This is a genomic window from Robinsoniella sp. RHS (assembly GCF_001029355.1).
In the GTDB taxonomy this organism is placed as follows: Bacteria; Bacillota; Clostridia; order Lachnospirales; family Lachnospiraceae; genus Robinsoniella; species Robinsoniella peoriensis.
In genome coordinates, this window is sequence record NZ_JNGB01000057.1 from 1 (window position 1) to 22,105 (window position 22,105).

A 22,105-nucleotide genomic window follows, 5' to 3' on the forward strand; every position below is an offset into this window, starting at 1 on the left:
GTGGATATTCTGATGGATGCCAGCGGATCCCAGAGGGACCGTCAGGGGCAGGTAGCACTTCAGTCGTTTATAATCAGTGAGGCGCTTAGTAACGTGGGGATTCCTCACCGGGTTATGAGTTTTTGCAGCTTCTGGGATTATACGGTAATGCAGCGTTTTCGTGAATATGACGAGAACAGAAGTGCAAACCGCAAGATATTTGAGTATACCACGTCTTCGAATAACCGTGATGGTCTGGCAATCCGGGCGGCAGGTGATTCCCTGTATCAGCGGGAAGAAGAAAATAAAATTTTGATTGTATTAAGTGATGGCAGGCCGAATGATGTGATTGTAAACCGTCCAGGCAGTCGGAATCCCAAACCGTATCATGGGGATTATGCAGTGTCAGATACTGCTTTCGAGGTGCGAAAGCTTCGGAATATGGGAATATTTGTATTGGGAGTATTTGCAGGGAAAGAACATGATCTGGCAGCGGAGAAAAAGATTTTCGGGAAAGATTTTGCATATATCCGTGATATCAGCAGCTTTTCAAATGTCGTTTGCCTTTATTTAAAGAAGCTATTGGAATGGTAGTAGAAAGGAGTAGATGTTTATGAAAACTTCAAAAGTAATAAAAGCAGCAATTGCAGCAGGGAGCGCAGCAGTAGGCGCAGGCTCCTATGCTTTCTGGAGAAGGGCAGTGCCCAGAGTGGAAAATCCGCCCAGACATGCAACGGAAGAAGCGAAAGCGGGAACCCATTGGGAAACAACCCTGCCGTTTATACGCAACAGGCTGGCATGGCTGGATCAGCAAAAAACTGAGCCGGTCAGTATCACTTCCTTTGACGGACTTAAGTTAAAAGGTGTGCTGCTTCCGGCGAAAGAAGATTCAGAAAAAGTTGTGCTGGCAGTACATGGATATACCAGTTGTGGGGATAATGAGTATGCAGCCATGTCCTATTTCTTCCATGAAAACGGTTATCACGTTCTGTTGGTGGATGACAGAGCACATGGCGCCAGCGAAGGTAAATATGTGGGATATGGTTGTCTGGACCGGGAAGATGTTTACCGCTGGACACGTTTTCTGCATGACCGTTATAATGGAAAATGTTCTATTTACCTGCATGGAATATCAATGGGAGCGGCAGCGGTACTAATGGCCAGTTCCATAAGTCTTCCTCCTTCCGTAAAGGGAATTGTGGCGGACTGCGGATTCACATCCCCCTGGGAAGAATTTGCGTATCTTTTAAAGAATAAATATCATTGTCCGGTATATCCGGTTTTGCCGGTAGTGAATCTGATTAATAAATTTACAGCCGGGTATGGTTTTAAAGACTGTGATGCCAGAAAAGAAGTAGCGAATACAGACATTCCTGTATTCATTATTCATGGCGATAAGGATAGATTTGTTCCCGCCAGCATGGGCAGAGAAATCTACGATGCATGTGCGTCCAGAAAACAGATCTGGATTGTAAAAGGAGCCTCACATGCGGAAAGTTATTATATTGCAAGAAAAGAATATGAAGAAAGGGTTCTGGATTTCCTGAAAAGTCTTGGCTAGAGCAGTCTCTAGAGCGTAGGACATTGGTGAAATCAGAATTGGCAGAATGATAAAAATAACTCGTAAGAAACTATCAAAAATGCAGATTATTGCACTGGGATTCTTTCTTCTGATTATGGGTGGAACACTGCTTCTGATGCTTCCTGTTTCCAGTAGAAATGGGACCGTAACGCCGTTTTTAGACTGTATGTTTACAGCAACGAGTGCCTCCTGTGTCACAGGGCTTGTAGTGGTTGATACGTATACCCACTGGAGTCTCTTCGGCCAGATTGTCATTATTACAATGATACAGATTGGCGGGCTTGGGTTTATGACATTTGGAGTGCTTCTTGCAATGGCTATGCACAGAAGGATTGGCCTTCGGGAAAGGGGCTTGATATCTGAGAGCCTCAATGCCATGCAGCTTGGCGGAGTGGTGGGATTCGTAAAAAAGATATTGATTGGGACCCTGATTATAGAAGGAACCGGGGCAATACTGCTTTCCATTCGATTTATTCCGGAATTCGGGCTGATTGAAGGAGTTGGAAACGGAATTTTTCATTCCATATCCGCCTTTTGTAATGCAGGATTTGACCTGATGGGGAAATATGAACCCTATGCTTCCCTGACGCAATATTCCGGGGACTGGCTGGTAAACCTGACAATCATGTCTCTGGTTATTATTGGTGGAATTGGATTTTTGGTGTGGGATGATATTATCATTCATAAATGGCATTTTAAGAAATTTCATGTACATTCAAAAATTGTTATCATTACAACCGGTATTCTGGTATTTGGCGGAGCATTTCTGTTTGCCATCTTTGAGAGAAATAATTTATCAGCCCATATGGGGAATGGAGAAGCTTTTCTCACCGCGATGTTTGATTCAGTAACAGCTAGAACGGCTGGATTTAATACAACCGATACTGCGGCGCTGTCCCAGAGCAGTAAGCTTCTGACAACCATTTTGATGTTTATTGGCGGCAGCCCCGGTTCTACAGCGGGAGGTATCAAGACAACTACGGTTGTGGTATTTATCATGTACATGCGTGCATCCATGATGCGGACCAGAGGAATTAATATATTTAAGCGCCGGATAGATGATGAAGCCATTAAGAAGGCAAGTGCAGTTTTGTGTATTAACCTAATTCTTTCTTTGGGGGCAGTAATGCTGATTTGTACTATTCAGCCCCTGCAGCTTACGGATGTAATGTTCGAAGCCATGTCCGGTATCGGTACGGTAGGCATGACCACTGGGATTACCAGAGAGTTACTGCCGGTTTCAAGAATTGCAGTTATGATACTAATGTACTGCGGAAGATTAGGAAGTCTGTCATTTGCTCTTTCCTTTACAGAAAGAAAAAAGATATCTCCAATCGAGCTTCCTCAGGAAAAAATACTTGTAGGATAAGGAAGGAGCTTAAAGCTTGGAATTTAAAATCAATAATAAGAAAACTATTTTTATTGCAATCGCTTTTGCTATTGTGCTGTATTGGGGGTTGAATAATCATGACTTACTCTTTCGGGGGTTAAGTTATGTCATCGGCATTTGCTCACCAATCATTTTGGGTGGTGCGATCGCATTCGTGCTAAATGTGCCCCTGCGGTTTTTTGAGAAATACCTGGGAAAAGTGATCAAAGATAAGCAAAATGTCCTTCGTTTTACCGGCATTATCCTTTCATATGCCCTTGCGATCGGAATTATCGTATTTGTTATTATGACTGTAATTCCGGAAATGGTAAACACAGTGAAGTCACTGAATCAGGGATTTCCACAATTTATAGACCAGTTAGACGGCTGGCTTAAAGGTCTGGCGAAGAACTATCCGGATATTACGGACTATATATCAAAATTAGAAGTGAATTGGCCGTCTATCGTAGAACGGGTGCTGGGAGTCTTGCAAAGCGGTGTTACAAATGTATTGTCTTCCACTCTTGGAGTGGCAACATCAGTGATCGGTGTGCTGACAACTATCATGCTGGGGGTCATTTTCTCCATTTACATTTTGGCACAAAAAGAAAAACTGGGTACCCAGTTCCGTAAAATTTTGTATGCTTATCTGCCTCAGGGCAAGGCGGACCGAATTACGGAAATCGGACATCTGACAAGCAGGACATTTACCGGGTTTATTTCGGGGCAGTGTATGGAAGCCTTGCTCTTTGGACTGCTCTGCTATATTGGAATGTTAATATTCAATTTTCCATATGCGATCAGTATTTCGGTACTGATTGGATTTACAACCTTAATTCCGGTGCTTGGAGCGTTTATCGGTACCGGACTGGGAGCGCTGCTGATTCTGGTAACCAACCCAATTAAAGCACTTTGGTTTGTTGTATTTATTATTGTACTTCAGCAGATAGATGAGCACTTTATGTATCCGAGAGTTGTTGGAAATTCCGTAGGGCTGCCAAGCCTCTGGGTTATGATTGCCGTAACTTTGGGCGGAAGCCTGATGGGACTTTTCGGAATGCTGGTCTTTGTACCACTGGTATCAGTCCTATATGCACTGTTCCGGGAGTCCGTATATGGAAGATTAAAAAAGAAAGCTGTCCCGGAAGCTAAGTACATTGAGTCTGTAGGAGAGAAAATTCAAAAATCAAAAAATCAGAAATGATGGATATAAAAAGATAATAAGTTTTAAGGAGGAAAAATCATGTCAGAAAAAGAATGCAGCAATTCAAGCTGTACCAAAGAAAGTTGCGAAGGGTGTCCAAGCAAGAATCCGAAAAGTTTTCTTGTGGAACCTAATATCTATACGGAGATCAAACATGTAATCGGAATCGTCAGCGGTAAGGGTGGAGTTGGTAAATCTATGGTTACCGCATCTCTTGCAAATAAGCTGACCGCTCAGGGGTACCGGGTAGGAATTCTGGATGCGGATATTACCGGTCCGTCTATTCCTAAAATGTATGGACTCCACGGTCCTGCACAGGGCGACGATCAGGGAATTTATCCGATGCTCGCTCAAAATGATATTAAAGTTATGTCTGTAAACCTTCTGCTTCCGGACGAGGAAGCTCCGGTAATCTGGAGAGGTCCGGTAATTTCTAATATGGTAAAACAGTTCTGGACGGACGTAATCTGGGGAGAACTGGATTATCTGCTTGTGGATATGCCTCCGGGAACAGGTGATGTCCCCCTTACGGTATTCCAGTCACTTCCGGTAGATGGAATTGTGATTGTATCTTCCCCGCAGGATTTAGTACGTATGATCGTAAAGAAAGCATACAGTATGGCGAAGAGCATGAACATCCGGGTGCTTGGAATCGTTGAAAACTACAGCTATTTAAAATGTCCGGATTGCGGCAAAGAGATTAAGATCTTTGGAGAAAGCCATATTGAAGACATTGCAAAAGAGCTGGACGTAGAACTGTTAGGCAAAATGCCGATCGATCCGGAATTCGCAAGAATGGCGGATGAAGGATGTTTTGAAGAGGCCGAAAATGAGTATATCAGTGATGCTGCAGAAGCATTGCGGAAAATTAAATAGTTATGATATTACATGCAGTGGCTTTTTCAGCACTGCATGTTTTGCATATCAGAGGGTAAACTACATACCATTTGCAGATATTGAAAATTTTGGAATAAAAACCACCTGAAATGAAATAATAAATTCAGAAAATACTTTGCATTTATGGAAATATATGTTATCATATATGAACAGATGAACATATGTTATAGAAAGAGGAGGAGTATGGATGAGAATGAGTATTATGCAAATAAGTGGAGTTATTATTCTAATATGCTTTTATGGGGCATACTTTTCAAAAATGCTATTTCAGAGAAAAAAGGGAATAAAGACAAATCAGATGGGAAAAGGCAAAAAAGACTTTGTTACGCTTTTGGTGGAAAGAGTATTGGGTGTGTTGACGGTACTTATTGTTTTTTTTGAACTGGGCAGTATATTAAAAGGAACACACTGGTATTTTAATGAATTCATCCGGATTGCAGGCATTATTGCGGCAGCAGCAGGAGTAGTAATCTTTATCATTGCTATGTGGACTATGAGAGACAGCTGGCGTGCAGGGATACCGGATCAGGAAGATACCAGTATGATAACAGAAGGCATCTATAAATATAGCAGGAATCCTGCATTCTTAGGATTTGATCTGATGTATCTTGGAATCTTAACCGCATTTTTTAATCCTGTACTTTTGGCCGTGACGGTATGTACGATTCTGGTGCTTCATCTTCAGATCTTACAGGAAGAAAAATATCTTGAGATTGTGTTTGGCGAAGAGTATCTTGTCTATAAGCAGATAACGGGAAGATATTTTTGCTTTTTCTAAGGGTTCATCAACAAATAAAAAACGAATATATGTTCGAAAAAAACTTGCATCCCGGACAAACGTGTGCTACAATAGATACAAACAAATGTTCGGGGTGTGATTTTATATGAAGATTCAGGAATCGATGAGTGTATATGACAAATTACAGATTTTATCGGATGCGGCGAAATATGATGTGGCCTGTACTTCCAGTGGTGTTGACCGCAAGGGAAATGGAAAAGGAATCGGCAATTGTATAGCCCCGGGAATCTGCCATAGTTTTTCAGCAGACGGCAGATGTATATCGCTGTTAAAGATTTTATTTACAAATGAATGCATATTTGACTGTAAGTACTGCATCAACCGAGCTTCCAATGATGTAGTGCGTACTTCCTTTACACCAGAAGAAGTATGTGAGCTGACAATGGAATTTTACCGAAGAAATTACATAGAAGGGTTATTCTTAAGTTCCGGGGTACTGCATAATCCAAATTATACTATGGAGCTTCTTTATCAGACTTTGTATAAGCTGCGCAATGAATATCATTTTCAGGGATATATCCATGTGAAAGCAATTCCGGGGTCCTCCCAGGATTTAATAGATAAGACCGGGTTTCTGGCAGACAGAATGAGTATCAATCTGGAACTCCCCACGTCTGAAGGTCTGAAGAAGCTGGCGCCTCATAAGTCACGCAAAACAATTCTGGCACCTATGCGGCAGATTCAGAGCAGACGGGAAGAGAACCGATATGACGTGGCGGTATATCGAAGTGCACCAAAATTTGTGCCGGCAGGACAGAGTACCCAGATGATTATCGGAGCGACGCCGGAGAATGACTATGAGATCATCTCAGTAGCAGAGTCCCTGTATCAGAAGTTTGACTTAAAGCGTGTGTTTTATTCTGCATTTGTGCATGTGAATGAAGACTCAAATCTGCCCATGCTGCCGGGGGGACCGCCCCTTTTACGGGAACACCGGCTGTATCAGGCTGACTGGCTGCTGCGTTTTTACGGATTTCAGGCGGGAGAACTGCTATCAGAAAAACGGCCGAATTTTAACGTGCTGATTGATCCGAAATGTGACTGGGCATTGGGGCATCTGGAGAATTTTCCAATTGAAATTAACCGGGCAGATTATTTTACATTACTACGGGTACCCGGAATAGGAACAAAGTCGGCAAGAAGAATAGTGCAGGCAAGAAGATTTGGTAATCTGAAGTTTGAGGATTTAAAGAAGATGGGAGTAGTACTCAAAAGAGCATTGTATTTTATTACCTGCCAGGGAAGAATGATGTATCCTGTTAAAATTGATGAAGATTATATTCTGCGCAATCTGTTAAGCGTGGGAGAAAAGCTTCCCTTTGAAGCAAACGGATATCGCCAGCTGAGCCTGTTTGATGATTATAACGTAGATGCAAATATGAATGCTTATGCACAAAAGCTGATTGTTCAGGCATAAGTAATTTAAGAACGCTCTATAGAAATCAGGAGGTAAGCATATGGAGAAGACAATATTCAGATGTGAAGACAGTACGGATGGTATCTTTACCGGAGTGTACGATGCTTGGGCCAGCAGGCTGGGGCACGGCAATGTGGCACTGCAGACAGGAACGGATGTTAATTATGAACTTTTTGCAAGGTATGTGGATGTTCCGGTGGATCATGAGAAAGCATTTAAGGTAGCCAGAACAATACGGGAAAAGATGGTGGAAGAAGATTATGAGGCGCTTTATCAGGCCACCCTGTCCAAAGAGAATGACAAAGCAGATGCAATTTACCGCATGATTGTGCTGGGGCTTAGCGGTAATTACCGGGGACCGGTGATACAGAACCTGGGAAACCCTCATGTATGTAAAGTATTTGAGTTATCCCGAAGCGTGGGGAATGAAGCACATCACTATCTGGGGTTTATACGGTTTAAGGAACTTCAAAATAAAATACTCAGTTCTGTAATCGAGCCTGAAAATAAAATTATTCCTATAATCGGAGATCATTTTGCCAATCGTTTTCCCAATGAAAATTTTTTGTTATTTGATAAAACTAATCAGATGCTTATGGTGCATGAGATTGGAAAAGAGTGGGTAGTGGTTGCCGGCGAAGTGAACGACCCGGAGGATTTATACCGGGCATCGGAAAGGGAGCTGGAGTTTCAAAAGCTTTGGAAAGGATTCTGTAACAGTATTGGTATCAAAGAACGTCAGAATCAGCAGCTGCAACGTAAACTTGTACCATTAAAGCGAAGAAAATACATGCTGGAATTCTAATTTTAATATGTAAAATTTTGGAAGAAATTCATAGATAATTTGCTGGTGTTGTAGGTAATCATCAGAGTTGGAAACGAAATAGAATAGTTATAATTCATAGATTGAAAAATTCTTTTCTAATATAATTGGATAAAATGACGGAGCGAAATCGATACCATAAAAAGATCACAAAAATGCAGTGTTGACAAATTCTTTTTGACATGACATAATATGGCAACAAATAAATTAGTCAAACATGGTTAAGTGAGGTGAAAAGTATGTCAGAAAGGAAAATTAAGCTTTCCGAAATCAATGAAGTAAAGGAATTTGTATCAACTGCAGGTAAATGTGATTTTGATATCGATGTATTCTATAACAGAGTTGTCATTGACGCCAAATCTATATTAGGCGTGCTAAGCTTAGACCTGACACGTGTACTTACTGTAAAATACGGCGGAGAAGATATGCAGTTCGAGAATGTATTAAGTAAGTATTGCGCATCTTAGAGCGGGTTTGAATATTCATTTCCGCCATCTGCACGCCCCACTTCGGGGGGATTTACCCCGAAAAGCCGTTTCACATCATATGGAAAAGCAAGCGCATAATCTTGGATAGAGGTTATGCGCTTTTTGTGCTATAATGAGAACCATATACGAACATACTATTGTTAGTACTGTTTTAAGAACGATTTTCAGGAATCGGTTGGAAGAGGAGACAGGGAATTGGATGTAATACGGATTTCAGTGCGTAATCTGGTAGAATTCATTTTGCGCAGCGGTGATATAGATAATCGAAGAGGGGCGATGGCGGACAAAGAAGCTATGCAGCTTGGCAGTAAGCTGCACCGGAAAATCCAGGGTCAGATGGGGGCGGCATATAAGGCAGAGGTGCCGCTGAAACATTTGGTGGAGTTTGAAAATTTTGCAATCAGTATTGAGGGAAGGGCAGACGGAATACAGGTAGATGAATCAGGGGTCATGATTGATGAGATCAAAGGTGTTTACCGGGATCTGGAGTTTTTGAATGAACCGGTGGGGGTTCATCTGGCACAGGCAATGTGTTATGCCTATATTTATGCCAATGAAGAGAAGCTGGAAAATATAGGAGTACAGATGACCTATTGTAATCTGGATACAGAGGTGATAAAGCGGTTTTACCAGGAATACAGATTTGAAGATCTGCAGGAGTGGTTTCAAAAACTGGTGGAGGAGTATCAGAAATGGGCGGTTTTTCAAAAGGAATGGAGACAGACACGGACAGATTCTATCAGGGAGATCGCATTTCCCTTTGAATACAGAGATGGGCAAAAAGGATTGGCTGGTGCTGTTTACCGCACGATCCAAAGAAAAAAGAAATTATTTATTCAGGCTTCGACCGGGGTTGGCAAGACGATTTCAACGGTATTCCCTGCAGTGAAGGCGGTGGGGGAAGGATTAGGAGATAAGATATTTTATCTGACTGCAAAAACCATTACCAGAACAGTAGCGGCAGAAGCCTTTGAACTTTTAAAAGAGCAGGGACTTCAGTACAAAGTGATTATCTTAACGGCAAAAGAGAAAATATGCCCTTGTGAAGAGACTCTTTGTAATCCTCAGGACTGCCCCTATGCAAAGGGCCACTATGACAGGATCAACGATGCCGTCTATGAACTTCTGAATGAAAAAAGCCGGTTTTTTCGGGAGGATATATTGGAGCAGGCAGAAAAATGGATGGTATGTCCCTTTGAATTATCATTGGATTTATCCGTATGGGTAGATGCCATTATCTGCGATTATAATTATGTATTCGATCCCAGAGCCAGTCTGAAGCGCTTTTTTGGGGAGGGGATGCAGGGAGATTATCTGTTTCTGATAGATGAGGCCCACAACCTGGTGGAACGTGGTAGGCAGATGTTCAGTGCAAGCCTGTATAAAGAAGAGCTTTTGGAGGTTAAAAGAGCCGTTAAGCCATACAGCAGGAAACTGGAACGCCAATTGGAAAAATGTAATAAGATTATGCTGGAAATGAAAAGGGAGTGCCAGAATTATGAAGTTTTAGAAAATGTAGGTCCTCTTGTCATTGCATTAATGAATTTGTGTGCTGAAATTGAAAAATTCCTGGAGGAATCGGAACAACCCAGTGTAAAAGAAATCATTACAAATCTTTATTTTGAAGCAAGGGCATTTTTGGATACCCATGAGCGGTTGGATGAAAATTATGTCATATATTCAGAAATGGAAGAGGATGGACGCTTCAAGGTAAAACTTTTTTGTATAGATACGTCAAAAAATATCCAGGAATGTCTGGATAAAGGAAATAGTACCATATACTTTTCGGCAACGCTGCTTCCCGTAAAATATTATATGGAGCTGTTAAGTGAAGCAGAAGACGACTATACAATCTATGCAGAATCATCCTTCGATCCCGGTAAAAAAAAGGTATTAATCGGTACGGATATCAGCAGTAAATATACCAGAAGAAGTTTTGGCGAATATCAGAAAATGGCATGGTATATTAAAAAAACCATAGAGGGACAGAAAGGGAACTATCTGGTGTTCTTTCCGTCCTATAAGCTGATGACAGAAGTAGAGGAAATCTTTCGGGAAGAGATGGGAGAAGATGTGATTTGCATATGCCAGAGCAGCAATATGAAAGAAGAGGAACGGGAAGAATTTCTGCAGGAATTTGAGCGTGAGCAGAAGAACAGTCTGGTAGGGTTTTGCGTAATGGGCGGGATCTTTTCCGAAGGGATTGATCTGAAAAGAGACCGTTTGATTGGAGCACTGATCATTGGTACCGGATTACCGCAGATTTGCAATGAACGGGAAATCCTGAAAAATTATTATGATAAACGGAATATGGATGGATTTTCTTATGCATATCTGTATCCGGGAATGAATAAAGTATTGCAGTCAGCGGGCAGGGTAATCAGGACAGATGATGACCAGGGGGTGATCATGCTGTTAGATGAACGGTTTATGCAGAGGCAGTACCAGTATCTGTTCCCAAGGGAGTGGGATAACTATGAGACTTGCCGACTGGATAATCTGGAGGGGAAGCTGGAGGCGTTTTGGCAGGAAAGAAATGCCCCGTAAATTTTAACGAAAAACCCTCCTTGCCATAACTACCACCAGGTGGTAGAATAAAAAAGAAGTTAAACCTAAGAAATAATCACAAAAGCATGGAGGAACCTATGAGCAACGTTAGAAGAGTGTACGTGGAGAAGAAGCCGGCATATGCAGTGCAGGCAAAAGAATTAAGACATGAGATTCACAGTTATTTAGGAATCAGTTCATTAACAGGTGTTCGTGTATTGATTCGTTATGATGTGGAGAATATCTCCGACGAAGTTTATAAAGCTGCCTGCAATACGGTATTTTCCGAACCGCCGGTAGATACCTTATATGAAGAGAGTTTTGATATAGCAGATGGGGCAAAAGTGTTTTCGGTAGAATTCCTTCCGGGACAATTTGACCAGAGGGCAGATTCCGCAGTACAGTGTGTAAAGTTCCTGAATGAGGATGAAGAACCGATTATCCGTTCAGCTACTACCTACGTATTGGAAGGAAGCATTAACGAGGAAGAATTCGAAGCAATCAAATCCTATTGTATCAATCCTGTAGATTCCAGAGAAACTGACATGGTAAAGCCACAGACTCTGGTAACGAAGTTTGATGAGCCTGCAGATGTGAAAATATTTGACGGATTCACCATAATGGACGAAGAAAAGTTAGAAGAGCTTTATGGTTCTTTAAATCTGGCTATGACATTTAAGGATTTCAAACATATCCAGAATTATTTCAAGGGTGAAGAAAAAAGAGATCCTTCCATGACAGAGATCCGTGTACTGGATACATACTGGTCCGATCACTGCCGCCATACTACTTTCTCAACGGAATTAAAAGATGTAGTATTTGGAGAAGGTTATTATAAAGATCCGATCGTTGGAACTTATCAGCAGTATTTAAAGGATAGAGAAGAAATCTTTAAAGGAAGAGACGATAAATTTGTCTGCCTGATGGATCTTGCTCTGATGGCGATGCGCAAGCTGAAAAAAGAAGGAAAACTGGAGGATCAGGAAGAATCAGATGAAATCAATGCCTGCAGTATTGTTGTGCCGGTAGAAATCGACGGTGTGACAGAAGAATGGCTGATCAACTTTAAAAATGAAACACATAACCATCCGACTGAAATCGAACCATTTGGCGGAGCGGCAACCTGCCTTGGCGGAGCGATCCGTGATCCTCTCTCCGGACGTACTTATGTGTATCAGGCAATGCGTGTAACAGGAGCGGCTGATCCTACGGTGTCTGTTAAAGAGACTTTAAAGGGAAAACTGTCCCAGAAGAAGATTGTAAGAAGCGCAGCACACGGCTACAGTTCCTATGGGAATCAGATCGGACTTGCAACGGGACTGGTAAAAGAAGTTTATCATCCGAATTACGTTGCTAAGAGAATGGAAATCGGTGCAGTCCTGGGGGCAGCTCCAAGAAAAGCCGTTATCCGTGAGACATCTGATCCGGGCGATATTATTATCCTGCTGGGCGGACGTACCGGACGTGACGGCTGCGGCGGTGCAACCGGATCATCCAAGGTACATACGGAGGAATCCATTGAAACCTGCGGTGCAGAGGTACAAAAAGGAAATCCGCCAACGGAACGTAAAATCCAGCGTCTGTTCCGCCGTGGAGAAGTAAGTAAGTTAATTAAAAAATGTAATGACTTTGGTGCAGGCGGAGTATCCGTTGCAATCGGAGAATTAGCGGATGGACTTCATATTTACCTGGATAAAGTCCCGAAAAAATATGCAGGTCTGGACGGAACAGAAATTGCGATTTCAGAGTCACAGGAGAGAATGGCAGTTGTAGTGGATCCAAAAGATGCAGAGCAGTTCCTGGCTTATGCAGTTGAAGAAAACCTGGAAGCAATCGAAGTGGCAGTCGTAACGGAAGCGAAGAGACTGGTTATGATCTGGAGAGAAAAAGAGATCGTTAATATTTCCAGAGCATTCTTAGATACCAACGGTGCTCATCAGGAAACCAGTGTTTCGGTAGATATCCCATCCGAGCAGGATAAATTCTTTGTAAGAGAAGAAGTAGGGGATGTCAGGGAAAAATGGCTGGATACGCTGAAAGATTTAAATACGTGTTCCCAGAAGGGACTTGTTGAAATGTTCGACGGTTCCATCGGAGCAGGCTCTGTATTTATGCCATTTGGAGGAAAATATCAGCTGACAGAAACCCAGGCTATGGTAGCGAAGCTTCCGGTATTAAAAGGAAAGACAGATACCGTAACCATGATGAGCTATGGATTTGATCCGTACTTATCAAGCTGGAGTCCATATCACGGTGCCGTATATGCAGTTCTGGAATCTGTTGCAAAAATAGTGGCAGCAGGCGGGGATTACAGCAAAATCCGTTTTACATTCCAGGAATATTTCAGACGTATGACAGAAGATCCTTCCCGTTGGAGCCAGCCGTTTGCAGCACTTTTAGGTGCATACAGCGCACAGCTTGGATTTGGACTTCCATCCATCGGCGGAAAAGACAGTATGTCCGGTTCCTTTAATGAAATTGACGTACCGCCTACCTTAGTATCTTTTGCAGTAGACGTTGCCAGTGACAAACACATAATCACACCGGAACTTAAAAGAGCCGGAAGTAAGCTGGTATTGTTAAAGATAGAGACAGATCAATATGATCTGCCTGATTATACACAGATCATGGATCAGTATGGCAGGTTCTTTGAAGATGTAAAAGCTGGAAAGATTATTTCCGCATATACACTGGATGCCAAAGGACTGGCTGCAGCAGTAAGTAAAATGGCATTTGGAAACCATATGGGAGTAAGAATAGAGCATAATGTAGACAAGAGAGATCTGTTTGCAGCAGGATTTGGTAATATTGTGGCAGAAGTACCGGATGGTAAAGTAGGAGAACTTTCCATTTCCTATACGGTAATCGGTGAAGTACTGGATACTCCGGTATTTGAATATGCAGATACCAGGATCACTTTGGAGGAAGCTTTGGAAAGCTGGACCGGAACATTGGAAAAAGTATTTAAGTCTGTACCGGATTCTGAAGAATCAGATGTTCCTTCTACGATAAGTGTAACATCCGCAGTTGAAGATGCAGTGATCGAAAATGGTCTGTTTCATGGGAAAAATGTCTATACATGTAAAAATAAAGTGGCGAAACCAACGGTATTTATACCTGTATTCCCAGGAACCAACTGTGAATATGACAGCACGAAGGCATTTGAACGTGCCGGAGCAGACGTCATTGTAAAAGTCTTCAAAAACTTAAGTGCTGCTGATATTCGTGATTCTGTTGATATCTTTGAAAAAGCAATTAACAGCTCCCAAATGATTATGTTCCCGGGTGGATTCTCTGCAGGTGATGAACCGGACGGATCTGCAAAATTCTTTGCTACCGCATTCCAGAATGCGAAAATCAAAGAAGCAGTTATGAAATTATTAAATGAGAGAGACGGTCTGGCACTTGGTATCTGTAACGGATTCCAGGCTCTGATTAAACTGGGGCTGGTACCAAACGGAGAAATTACAGGACAGACTGCCGATTCGCCGACATTGACTTTCAATACCATTGGACGCCATATTTCCAAAATGGTATATACAAAAGTAGTTTCCGATAAATCTCCCTGGCTTGCACAGGCGGAACTTGGAAAGACCTATGTAAACCCGGCTTCTCACGGGGAAGGAAGATTTGTAGCAAATGAAGAATGGCTGCAGAAACTTTTTGCCAATGGACAGGTAGCCACTCAGTATGTAAATGCTGACGGAGAACTGAGCGCAGATGGCGAATGGAACGTAAATGGTTCTTATTGCTGCATCGAAGGTATTACAAGCCCGGATGGCCGTGTATTTGGTAAAATGGCACATTCAGAAAGACGTGATGCTTCTGTGGCAATTAATATTTACGGAGAACAGGATCTGAAAATCTTTGAATCCGGTGTAGCTTATTTTAAATAAAAAATAGAGGCAGGTATTCCGCTTTTTCGCGGGATGCCTGTTTTTTTATGCCCAAACGACCCAGATTACCTTGTCGAATCCTGTATAAAACAGCAACGAAACGTGGCACTTGAGATTCAGAATGTTTCTTGTGGAATAAGAAAAAGCAATAATTGACACAACTTATTGCAAAAAATTAAAACATATTGCAATTTGTCGAAAAATGGGATATATTGTCACTGCACCATCATAGGACTAAGAGGGGCAGTAAAAGTGAGAAATGGAGTATATGAAAATTTGCTGATATGAAGGAGGGCAATCTAATGCCACGTATAGTGAGGGATACGCACGTCTATTATTCAAATCTAAAATGGAAAAATCAAAAAAATGTATTTGCAGATGAAATTGACAAGAAAAAGTTTCTGGATATTGTCGCCTTAGTCCGGCGAAAAATAGAATTCCGGATTTTTGCATATTGTATCACTGATACAGAAGTACATATGGTGATCAGTACGCACAATAGCAGGGTGAATACAAAAGTGCTGAAAGAAGTAACCAGAGAGTTTTCCCGTTATTATAATCAAAATGCAGATCACCGGCTTCAGAAGCGGATCTGCGGATATTATGAAAGCGAGGAAATCGAAGGCTGGGTGAATGTATTTAAATATTGTGGTAAGATACATTTGATTCCGGTTGTCTGTCATACTGTAAAAAATCTGGGAGATTACTGGTGGTGCAGTTACAATGACTACATTGGCAGATATAAAACCGGAATTATTGATACAGAAGTTTGGATGAATTATCTGGATGCAGATCAGGAAACAGCCTTGTATAAATTCAAAGGCTATCACCGAAGGGAATACAGGCAGATTTAATTCCTATATATATAATAACGAAAAAAAGGAATTACTATAATGCTATTTTGGAAAAATTAAAGAAAAATTAAGGTTTCTCATTGCCGATAGTTGTGCTACAATAAAGTAAGAAAATGGCAAGGAGGACAGGCTATGAACTTGAGTGAGAATATAACCGGAGTTCAGCATCTGGGGATACCGGTAGTAAATTTAAAAGAGGCTGTTGCCTGGTATGAAGAGAATCTGGGATTTAAAAAATTTCATGAAAAAATAGTAATGAATCCCTATAAAATTGATGTCGCTTTTCTGCAGCTGGGTGATCTGGTTTTGGAGTTATTTCAGCCTTCCGGCAGCGAATTGGCTGAAGTGGCTAAAAGAAAAGACGGCATTTTAGACCATTATGCAATTGATACACCGGATTTAGAAAAATGTGTGGAACTGGCTTTAAAAAAAGGATTGAAATATCATGCATCTACCAGTAACGGGATTACCTGTTATGAGCATCTTGGCACGAAGGGTGTGAGAGGGGCAAATTTTGTCGGACCGAATCACGAAGTTGTGGAATTCTGCCACGATAACAGTGCGGAATATGGCTGTAAATCCGGATTACAGGGATGGGCACATCTTGCAGTTAAAGTAAGAAGCCTGAAGGATTCCATTGTATTCTATGAAAAGCTTGGATTCCGTAAGACGGGAGAAGGGTACTTGGATACACCGGATGGAAGAATAGAGATTGCATTTGTTTATCTCAAAGGTTTTACTCTGGAATTAATACAGATGGCAGGAGCAGGTCTGGAAGAATTAAAAACCAGAGGAGCAGGCCATATTGATCACATTGCCCTGGATGTATATGATATTGATGAAGCTTTTTATGAAGCGAAGAAGATCGGGCTTCACAGCCTGGATTATCTGGTAAAAGAACTTCCGTTTTTCGAGTTTGGAGTCAAGTTTTTTACGGTAGTTGGTCCTGACGGAGAAAAAGTAGAATTTAATCAAAAAAAGTGCTTGACATTTTCAAGGATTTAATAGTATAATGACTAAGCGGTTTGGTAATCAGGCCGCTGACCATGGGATCTTAGCTCAGCTGGGAGAGCATCTGCCTTACAAGCAGAGGGTCACAGGTTCGAGCCCTGTAGGTCCCATGTCTTTTAATTAAATATGGCGGAATAGCTCAGTTGGCTAGAGCACACGGTTCATACCCGTGGTGTCGAGAGTTCAAATCTCCCTTCCGCTACACAAGCATAATGATATTTCGTTATGCTTTTTTTGTGTCAAATTATGACACAATTCTTAAGAAGAATTAAGAAACGTCAGAAAACTTTCACTTTTATTTAATAAAAATAGCAGGAATTCTAATTTTGGATGTGGTAAGATACCCCCTGTAACGAAACAGAGGTGCAAATGCATCTCGTCAATATGAGGAGGATATAACTATGAAGAAAAAAGTATTAGGTTTAATGGCAGTTATGGCATTAGCAGGAGCATTAGCAGTAGGTTGTGGAAGTTCTGATAAAGGAACAACAGAAGCTACAACAACAGAAGCAGCTACAACAGCTGTAACAACTGAAGCAACAACAACAGAAGCAGCTACAACAGAAGCAGCTACAACAGAGGCTACAACAACAGAAGCAGCTACAACAGAAGCAGCTACAACTGAAGCAGCTCAATAATTTAAACATAGAAGGCTCCCTGGTCCTTGGATCGGGGAGTTTTTTCGTTTCTAAAGAAATGAAAATTCTCAATATATAGATATGCCTTTGACATTTCTCTTATTCATGACTTATAATGATTCTGTAACTCGCAAAATCCGTCTGTATGAAAGTCTATTCAGGCGGGTATGAATATAGGTAAGATTTAAGATAACTTAACTGGTCTAAGCTGAATTCTCAGCAAAGGTTAATCGCATAATTTTTTTTACAAGCCAATAAAATGGAGGTTGATATGAGAGTTGGAATGGGATATGATGTACACAAGTTAACGCCGGACAGGGATTTGATTCTGGGCGGTGTTTTGATACCTTATGAAAAAGGGCTGTTGGGACATTCAGACGCAGATGTCGTGGTACATGCCATCATGGATGCCTTGTTAGGTGCAGCGGCACTTGGTGATATTGGAAAGCATTTTCCGGACACAGATCCAGCGTATAAAGGAATATCCAGTATTACATTATTAAAGCATGTGTCAGAACTTCTGGAAGAAAATAACTATATGATCGAAAATATTGATGCTACGATTATAGCACAGAGACCAAAGCTTCTGCCCTATATGCCTCAGATGGTAAAAAATATTGCAGATGCTTTAGGATTAGAAGAGAATCAGGTGAATGTGAAAGCCACAACAGAAGAAGGACTGGGATTTACAGGAGCGGGAGAGGGGATTAGTTCCCAGGCAGTATGCCTGTTGATTCCCATGTTTGATCTGGCAGCAGATGACAGAATGGCAGGCGGGGCGTGTCAGGGCTGTGGCGGCTGTTGTAAATAGTGCAGGAGGAAACGCAATTATGAGTTCACGGGATGTTTACCGGTTAGAGGATAAGGATTATGGCAAGACCAGAAAGCTGTGGGAAGAAATTTTCCCGGATGATACAAAGGAATTTCTGGATTATTATTATGAATACTGTACCAGGGATAATCTGATTTACGGAATTGTGGATGATGATTGGAGATTGCTTTCTATGGCACAATTTAATCCCTATGCCGTGCATCTTGGTGAAACAACTGTGGACACCCATTATATAGTGGCGGTTGCTACCAGACCGGAATCCAGACACCAGGGGCTGATGAAGAGCATTTTGCAAAGGGCATTGAGCGACGGATATGAGAGAAATGAGGCATTTATGTTCTTAATGCCTGCAGCAGAGGCGATTTACAAACCCTTTGATTTTGAAACGATATATGAACAGAAAAGCGTGATTGTCCGTAAAGAGGATAGTTCCCCGGGGCATATGGAGATTGAGATTCAGGTACAGGAGGCAGAAAAGGAGGATCTTTGCCAGCTGGCTGATCTTTCTGAAAAATTATTAAGAGAGCGTTATCAAGTATATACGGTCCGGACAGCGGCATATATGAACCGTCTGCTTAAGGAGCAGGAAAGTGAACGTGGCGGGATTCTTATTTTTTTGGCAGAAGGAAAACCGGTTGGTTATTGCTTTAGTGCATTGGAAGAAACTCCGCAGATACGGGAGCTGATTTGTACGGCTGAGTATGAAAAAGAAGTAATTCCAGCCCTTTTTTCCTATTATAATGAAAAGGGTGTATTTGATAATGCCCGGGATGAATCCATAACAGTTACTGCTTTTCGTGAAGGGCTCTATTCTAATGCTGTCAAAACTGCATCATTGATCATGGCAAGGATTGTCCATCTGGAATCTTTTGCTTCCAGCCTGAGAAGCAGGGAACCGGTATCTTTTACCATAAAGGTAGAAGACCGGATGCTTCCTGGCAATAATGGAATCTTCCGGTTCGATTTGAGTGAGAATGGAGGATGTGCATGCCGTATCACAGACTGCAGAGCGGAAGATGTGGATGCGGTCCTGTCTGTTGGAGCACTGACGAAATTATTTTTTGGTGCTAAAGGTTTGATAGAAGAGGATCGCCTGCCGCTTTCTAAGATAGAGTTATTTAATAAAATATTTCTGGATGAAATAGTTTAGCGGAAAAGGCTGCGGGGATATTGACAAATGGAAGATTTTTGCATAGACTAATGGCATTGGGTATTAGAGATAAATCCTATGACTGAACAGACATCAGATTTTATAGAACGGAGAGAATAGAATATGAAAGTATACAATACTTTAACAAAGAAAAAAGAAGAATTTGTGCCTTTGGTACCGGGTAAGGTAAGCATGTATGTCTGCGGACCAACCGTATATAATTTTATTCACATTGGAAATGCCAGGCCGATGATTGTTTTTGATACGGTCAGACGTTATATGGAACATAAGGGATATGAAGTAAATTATGTATCCAACTTCACGGATGTAGATGATAAGATCATTGCGAAAGCAATCGAAGAAGGAGTGTCAGCCCAGGAGATATCGGAGCGCTATATTGCAGAATGTAAAAAAGATATGGCTGCTATGAATGTATTGCCGGCTACAACTCATCCCCTTGCTACAATGGAAATCGGCGGAATGATTGAAATGATCTCCACCCTGATTGAAAAAGGGTTTGCTTATGACGTGAATGGAACCGTTTATTTCAGAACCAGAAAGTTTGATGAATATGGTAAGCTTTCTCATAAGAACCTGGATGACTTACGTGCTGGAAACCGTTCCCTGTTAGTATCCGGAGAAGACCAGAAGGAAGATCCGCTGGATTTTGTACTCTGGAAACCAAAAAAAGAAGGAGAGCCGGCATGGGAATCTCCGTGGAGTGCAGGACGTCCGGGATGGCATATTGAGTGTTCGGTGATGTCTAAAAAATATCTGGGCGAAGAGATTGATATTCATGCAGGCGGAGAGGATCTGGTATTCCCTCACCATGAAAATGAAATTGCACAAAGTGAATGCTGCAATGGAAAAGACTTTGCAAAATACTGGCTGCACAATGCCTTTTTAAATATTGACAACCGCAAAATGTCCAAGTCTCTTGGGAATTTCTTTACAGTGCGTGAAATTGGCGAAAAGTATGACTTACAGGTACTGCGTTTCTTTATGCTCAGTGCCCACTACAGAAGTCCGCTCAACTTCAGTGCAGACCTTATGGAAGCTTCCAAAACAAGCCTGGAACGTATTATAACTGCCGTGGATAACCTGAAATTTCTGGTTGGAAATGCAGAGGATAAAGAATTGTCACTGGAAGAAAAAGAGAGCCTGACCCAGGCGGCTGCATTTGAAACTAAGTTTGATGAAGCTATGGATGATGATTTCAATACTGCAGATGCAATCTCTGCGATTTTCGAAATGGTGAAGTATGTAAATACAAATATTTCCGGAGAAAATTCAAAATCATTTATTCAGACAGTTTTGGATAAAATGGTAAACTTATGCGATGTACTGGGAATCATAGTTGATAAAAAAGAAGAAATTCTGGCAGAGGACATTGAAAAAATGATCGAAGACCGCCAGGCGGCTAGAAAAGCAAAGGATTTCAAAAAAGCAGATGAAATCCGTGATGCTCTGCTTGCAAAAGGCATTGTTCTGGAAGATACCAGAGAGGGTGTAAAATGGAAAAAGGCGTAGATTCATTCTCTGATTATTTAAAAGAGCAGTTTAGGCTGGATGATCTGGATATGAAGACGTATTCTCCGCTGACACTGGCATATATCGGAGACAGTATATATGACCTGGTAATCCGCACGCTGGTGGTCTGCCAGGGGAATTGTCCCGCAAATAAACTTCACAAGAACGCAAGTGCACTTGTGAAGGCATCTGCCCAGGCTGAAATGATAGAGAAGATTATGCCTCTTTTGACAGATGAGGAAAAGCAGATTTACAAAAGAGGTCGTAATGCCAAATCTTATACGATGGCAAAAAATGCTACAATGCTCGATTATAGAAAAGCAACAGGATTCGAGGCACTAATGGGATATCTGTATTTGGAAAACCAGATGCATCGTATGATTGATCTGGTAAAAGAGGGTATTAGGAGTCTGGAAAATGTGGATAGTAATGTCCGAAATAAAATAAATGTGGATAAGGCAGCTGATGCTATTGCAGAAGATGATATGACAGAGGCAGCCGTAAAGGAGAATACCAATGAGATATGAGGAATTGACAATAGAAGGCAGAAATGCTGTAATAGAGGCATTTCGTGCCGGAAAGCCGATTGACAAGCTGTTTGTTCTGGATGGCTGTCAGGATGGTCCGGTTCGTACCATCGTAAGAGAAGCAAAAAAGCATGATACCATTATTAACTATGTGGATAAGGAAAGGCTTGATCAGATCTCAGAAACCGGCAAGCACCAGGGGGTTATTGCCTATGCAGCAGCTTATGAATATGCTGAAGTGGAAGATATTTTGAAGATTGCAGAAGAAAAGGGCGAACCTCCATTTCTTATATTGCTGGATAATATTGAAGATCCACATAACCTGGGAGCTATTATACGTACAGCTAATCTGGCAGGGGCTCATGGCATTATCATTCCGAAACGCCGTGCAGTAGGCCTTACGGCAACTGTTGCTAAGACTTCTGCTGGAGCTATTAACTATACACCGGTAGCCAAAGTCACAAATCTTGCGAAAACAATAGAAGAGTTAAAGGAAAAAGGTCTTTGGTTTGTCTGTGCAGATATGGACGGTGAAGTGATGTATAAGCAGGATTTAAAAGGA

Annotated in this window: 18 protein-coding genes, 2 tRNA genes and 1 pseudogene; all 21 read left to right on the top strand. The window is 41.6% G+C overall.

Annotation, left to right across the window (positions count from 1 at the left end):
- The coding region (locus tag RHS_RS19450; RefSeq protein ID WP_395023023.1) for a VWA domain-containing protein at window positions 1-573 on the top strand (573 nt) is incomplete at its 5' end.
- A gap of 19 nt (window positions 574-592) precedes the next feature.
- Window positions 593-1,540, top strand: coding sequence for an alpha/beta fold hydrolase (locus RHS_RS19455; RefSeq protein ID WP_047834110.1), 948 nt, complete (start codon window positions 593-595; stop codon window positions 1,538-1,540).
- Between the two features lie 46 nt (window positions 1,541-1,586).
- Window positions 1,587-2,930, top strand: a complete 1,344-nt coding sequence (locus RHS_RS19460; RefSeq protein WP_047834111.1) for a TrkH family potassium uptake protein — start codon at window positions 1,587-1,589, stop codon at window positions 2,928-2,930.
- A gap of 16 nt (window positions 2,931-2,946) precedes the next feature.
- Window positions 2,947-4,134 (top strand): AI-2E family transporter, encoded by a 1,188-nt coding sequence (locus RHS_RS19465; RefSeq protein ID WP_044293170.1) that lies wholly within the window; start codon window positions 2,947-2,949, stop codon window positions 4,132-4,134.
- Between the two features lie 39 nt (window positions 4,135-4,173).
- Window positions 4,174-5,010: a P-loop NTPase gene (locus RHS_RS19470; RefSeq protein ID WP_047834112.1), complete on the top strand. Its 837-nt coding sequence runs from the start codon at window positions 4,174-4,176 to the stop codon at window positions 5,008-5,010.
- 208 nt (window positions 5,011-5,218) lie between these two features.
- The gene (locus RHS_RS19475; protein ID WP_242858438.1) at window positions 5,219-5,809 is read left to right on the top strand and encodes an isoprenylcysteine carboxylmethyltransferase family protein; all 591 of its coding nucleotides are present in this window, start codon (window positions 5,219-5,221) and stop codon (window positions 5,807-5,809) included.
- Between the two features lie 106 nt (window positions 5,810-5,915).
- A complete protein-coding gene (locus RHS_RS19480; RefSeq protein ID WP_044289274.1) occupies window positions 5,916-7,247 on the top strand; it encodes a putative DNA modification/repair radical SAM protein in 1,332 nt (443 codons plus the stop codon).
- Window positions 7,248-7,287: 40 nt separating this feature from the next.
- A complete protein-coding gene (locus RHS_RS19485; RefSeq protein ID WP_047834113.1) occupies window positions 7,288-8,052 on the top strand; it encodes a TIGR03915 family putative DNA repair protein in 765 nt (254 codons plus the stop codon).
- 257 nt (window positions 8,053-8,309) lie between these two features.
- Window positions 8,310-8,537 carry an HPr family phosphocarrier protein gene (locus RHS_RS19490; protein WP_027293454.1) on the top strand — a complete coding sequence of 76 codons (228 nt, stop codon included), beginning with the start codon at window positions 8,310-8,312 and terminating at the stop codon, window positions 8,535-8,537.
- A 216-nt stretch (window positions 8,538-8,753) separates the two neighbouring features.
- Window positions 8,754-11,105, top strand: a complete 2,352-nt coding sequence (locus tag RHS_RS19495) for a helicase C-terminal domain-containing protein (RefSeq protein WP_047834114.1) — start codon at window positions 8,754-8,756, stop codon at window positions 11,103-11,105.
- A 98-nt stretch (window positions 11,106-11,203) separates the two neighbouring features.
- Window positions 11,204-15,001, top strand: coding sequence for a phosphoribosylformylglycinamidine synthase (locus tag RHS_RS19500; protein WP_027293456.1), 3,798 nt, complete (start codon window positions 11,204-11,206; stop codon window positions 14,999-15,001).
- 302 nt (window positions 15,002-15,303) lie between these two features.
- Window positions 15,304-15,855 (top strand): transposase, encoded by a 552-nt coding sequence (locus RHS_RS31405; RefSeq protein ID WP_027293457.1) that lies wholly within the window; start codon window positions 15,304-15,306, stop codon window positions 15,853-15,855.
- Window positions 15,856-15,987: 132 nt separating this feature from the next.
- Complete coding sequence (locus tag RHS_RS31410; protein WP_052377749.1) at window positions 15,988-16,860, top strand: VOC family protein; 873 nt, start codon at window positions 15,988-15,990, stop codon at window positions 16,858-16,860.
- Between the two features lie 43 nt (window positions 16,861-16,903).
- Window positions 16,904-16,976 (top strand) — tRNA-Val (locus RHS_RS19515).
- An 18-nt stretch (window positions 16,977-16,994) separates the two neighbouring features.
- A tRNA-Met gene (locus RHS_RS19520) sits at window positions 16,995-17,068 on the top strand.
- Between the two features lie 199 nt (window positions 17,069-17,267).
- On the top strand, window positions 17,268-17,504 hold the full coding sequence (locus tag RHS_RS19525; RefSeq protein WP_044293167.1) for a hypothetical protein: 237 nt from the start codon (window positions 17,268-17,270) through the stop codon (window positions 17,502-17,504).
- 271 nt (window positions 17,505-17,775) lie between these two features.
- On the top strand, window positions 17,776-18,315 hold the full coding sequence (gene ispF / locus RHS_RS19530; RefSeq protein ID WP_027293459.1) for a 2-C-methyl-D-erythritol 2,4-cyclodiphosphate synthase: 540 nt from the start codon (window positions 17,776-17,778) through the stop codon (window positions 18,313-18,315).
- A 19-nt stretch (window positions 18,316-18,334) separates the two neighbouring features.
- The gene (eis, locus tag RHS_RS19535; protein WP_047834115.1) at window positions 18,335-19,486 is read left to right on the top strand and encodes a GNAT family N-acetyltransferase; all 1,152 of its coding nucleotides are present in this window, start codon (window positions 18,335-18,337) and stop codon (window positions 19,484-19,486) included.
- A gap of 123 nt (window positions 19,487-19,609) precedes the next feature.
- Window positions 19,610-21,016, top strand: a complete 1,407-nt coding sequence (gene cysS, locus RHS_RS19540) for a cysteine--tRNA ligase (RefSeq protein WP_044293164.1) — start codon at window positions 19,610-19,612, stop codon at window positions 21,014-21,016.
- Window positions 21,001-21,426, top strand: a pseudogene (locus tag RHS_RS19545) (Mini-ribonuclease 3); the annotation flags it as partial. The gene cysS and the pseudogene RHS_RS19545, both read left to right, overlap by 16 nt.
- A 106-nt stretch (window positions 21,427-21,532) precedes the next feature.
- Window positions 21,533-22,105 (top strand): 23S rRNA (guanosine(2251)-2'-O)-methyltransferase RlmB (gene rlmB / locus RHS_RS19550; RefSeq protein ID WP_047834116.1); only part of this gene is annotated, 573 nt, incomplete at its 3' end.

Excerpts from the sequence above, each read along its gene's own strand:
- ispF (WP_027293459.1), top strand. The coding sequence starts at position 17,776 with ATGAGAGTTGGAATGGGATATGATGTACACAAGTTAACGCCGGACAGG.
- RHS_RS19475 (WP_242858438.1), top strand. The coding sequence starts at position 5,219 with ATGAGAATGAGTATTATGCAAATAAGTGGAGTTATTATTCTAATATGC.
- RHS_RS19480 (WP_044289274.1), top strand. The coding sequence starts at position 5,916 with ATGAAGATTCAGGAATCGATGAGTGTATATGACAAATTACAGATTTTA.
- RHS_RS19455 (WP_047834110.1), top strand. The coding sequence starts at position 593 with ATGAAAACTTCAAAAGTAATAAAAGCAGCAATTGCAGCAGGGAGCGCA.
- RHS_RS19485 (WP_047834113.1), top strand. The coding sequence starts at position 7,288 with ATGGAGAAGACAATATTCAGATGTGAAGACAGTACGGATGGTATCTTT.
- eis (WP_047834115.1), top strand. The coding sequence starts at position 18,335 with ATGAGTTCACGGGATGTTTACCGGTTAGAGGATAAGGATTATGGCAAG.
- cysS (WP_044293164.1), top strand. The coding sequence starts at position 19,610 with ATGAAAGTATACAATACTTTAACAAAGAAAAAAGAAGAATTTGTGCCT.
- RHS_RS19470 (WP_047834112.1), top strand. The coding sequence starts at position 4,174 with ATGTCAGAAAAAGAATGCAGCAATTCAAGCTGTACCAAAGAAAGTTGC.
- RHS_RS19525 (WP_044293167.1), top strand. The coding sequence starts at position 17,268 with ATGAAGAAAAAAGTATTAGGTTTAATGGCAGTTATGGCATTAGCAGGA.
- RHS_RS31405 (WP_027293457.1), top strand. The coding sequence starts at position 15,304 with ATGCCACGTATAGTGAGGGATACGCACGTCTATTATTCAAATCTAAAA.
- RHS_RS31410 (WP_052377749.1), top strand. The coding sequence starts at position 15,988 with ATGAACTTGAGTGAGAATATAACCGGAGTTCAGCATCTGGGGATACCG.
- RHS_RS19460 (WP_047834111.1), top strand. The coding sequence starts at position 1,587 with ATGATAAAAATAACTCGTAAGAAACTATCAAAAATGCAGATTATTGCA.
- RHS_RS19500 (WP_027293456.1), top strand. The coding sequence starts at position 11,204 with ATGAGCAACGTTAGAAGAGTGTACGTGGAGAAGAAGCCGGCATATGCA.
- RHS_RS19490 (WP_027293454.1), top strand. The coding sequence starts at position 8,310 with ATGTCAGAAAGGAAAATTAAGCTTTCCGAAATCAATGAAGTAAAGGAA.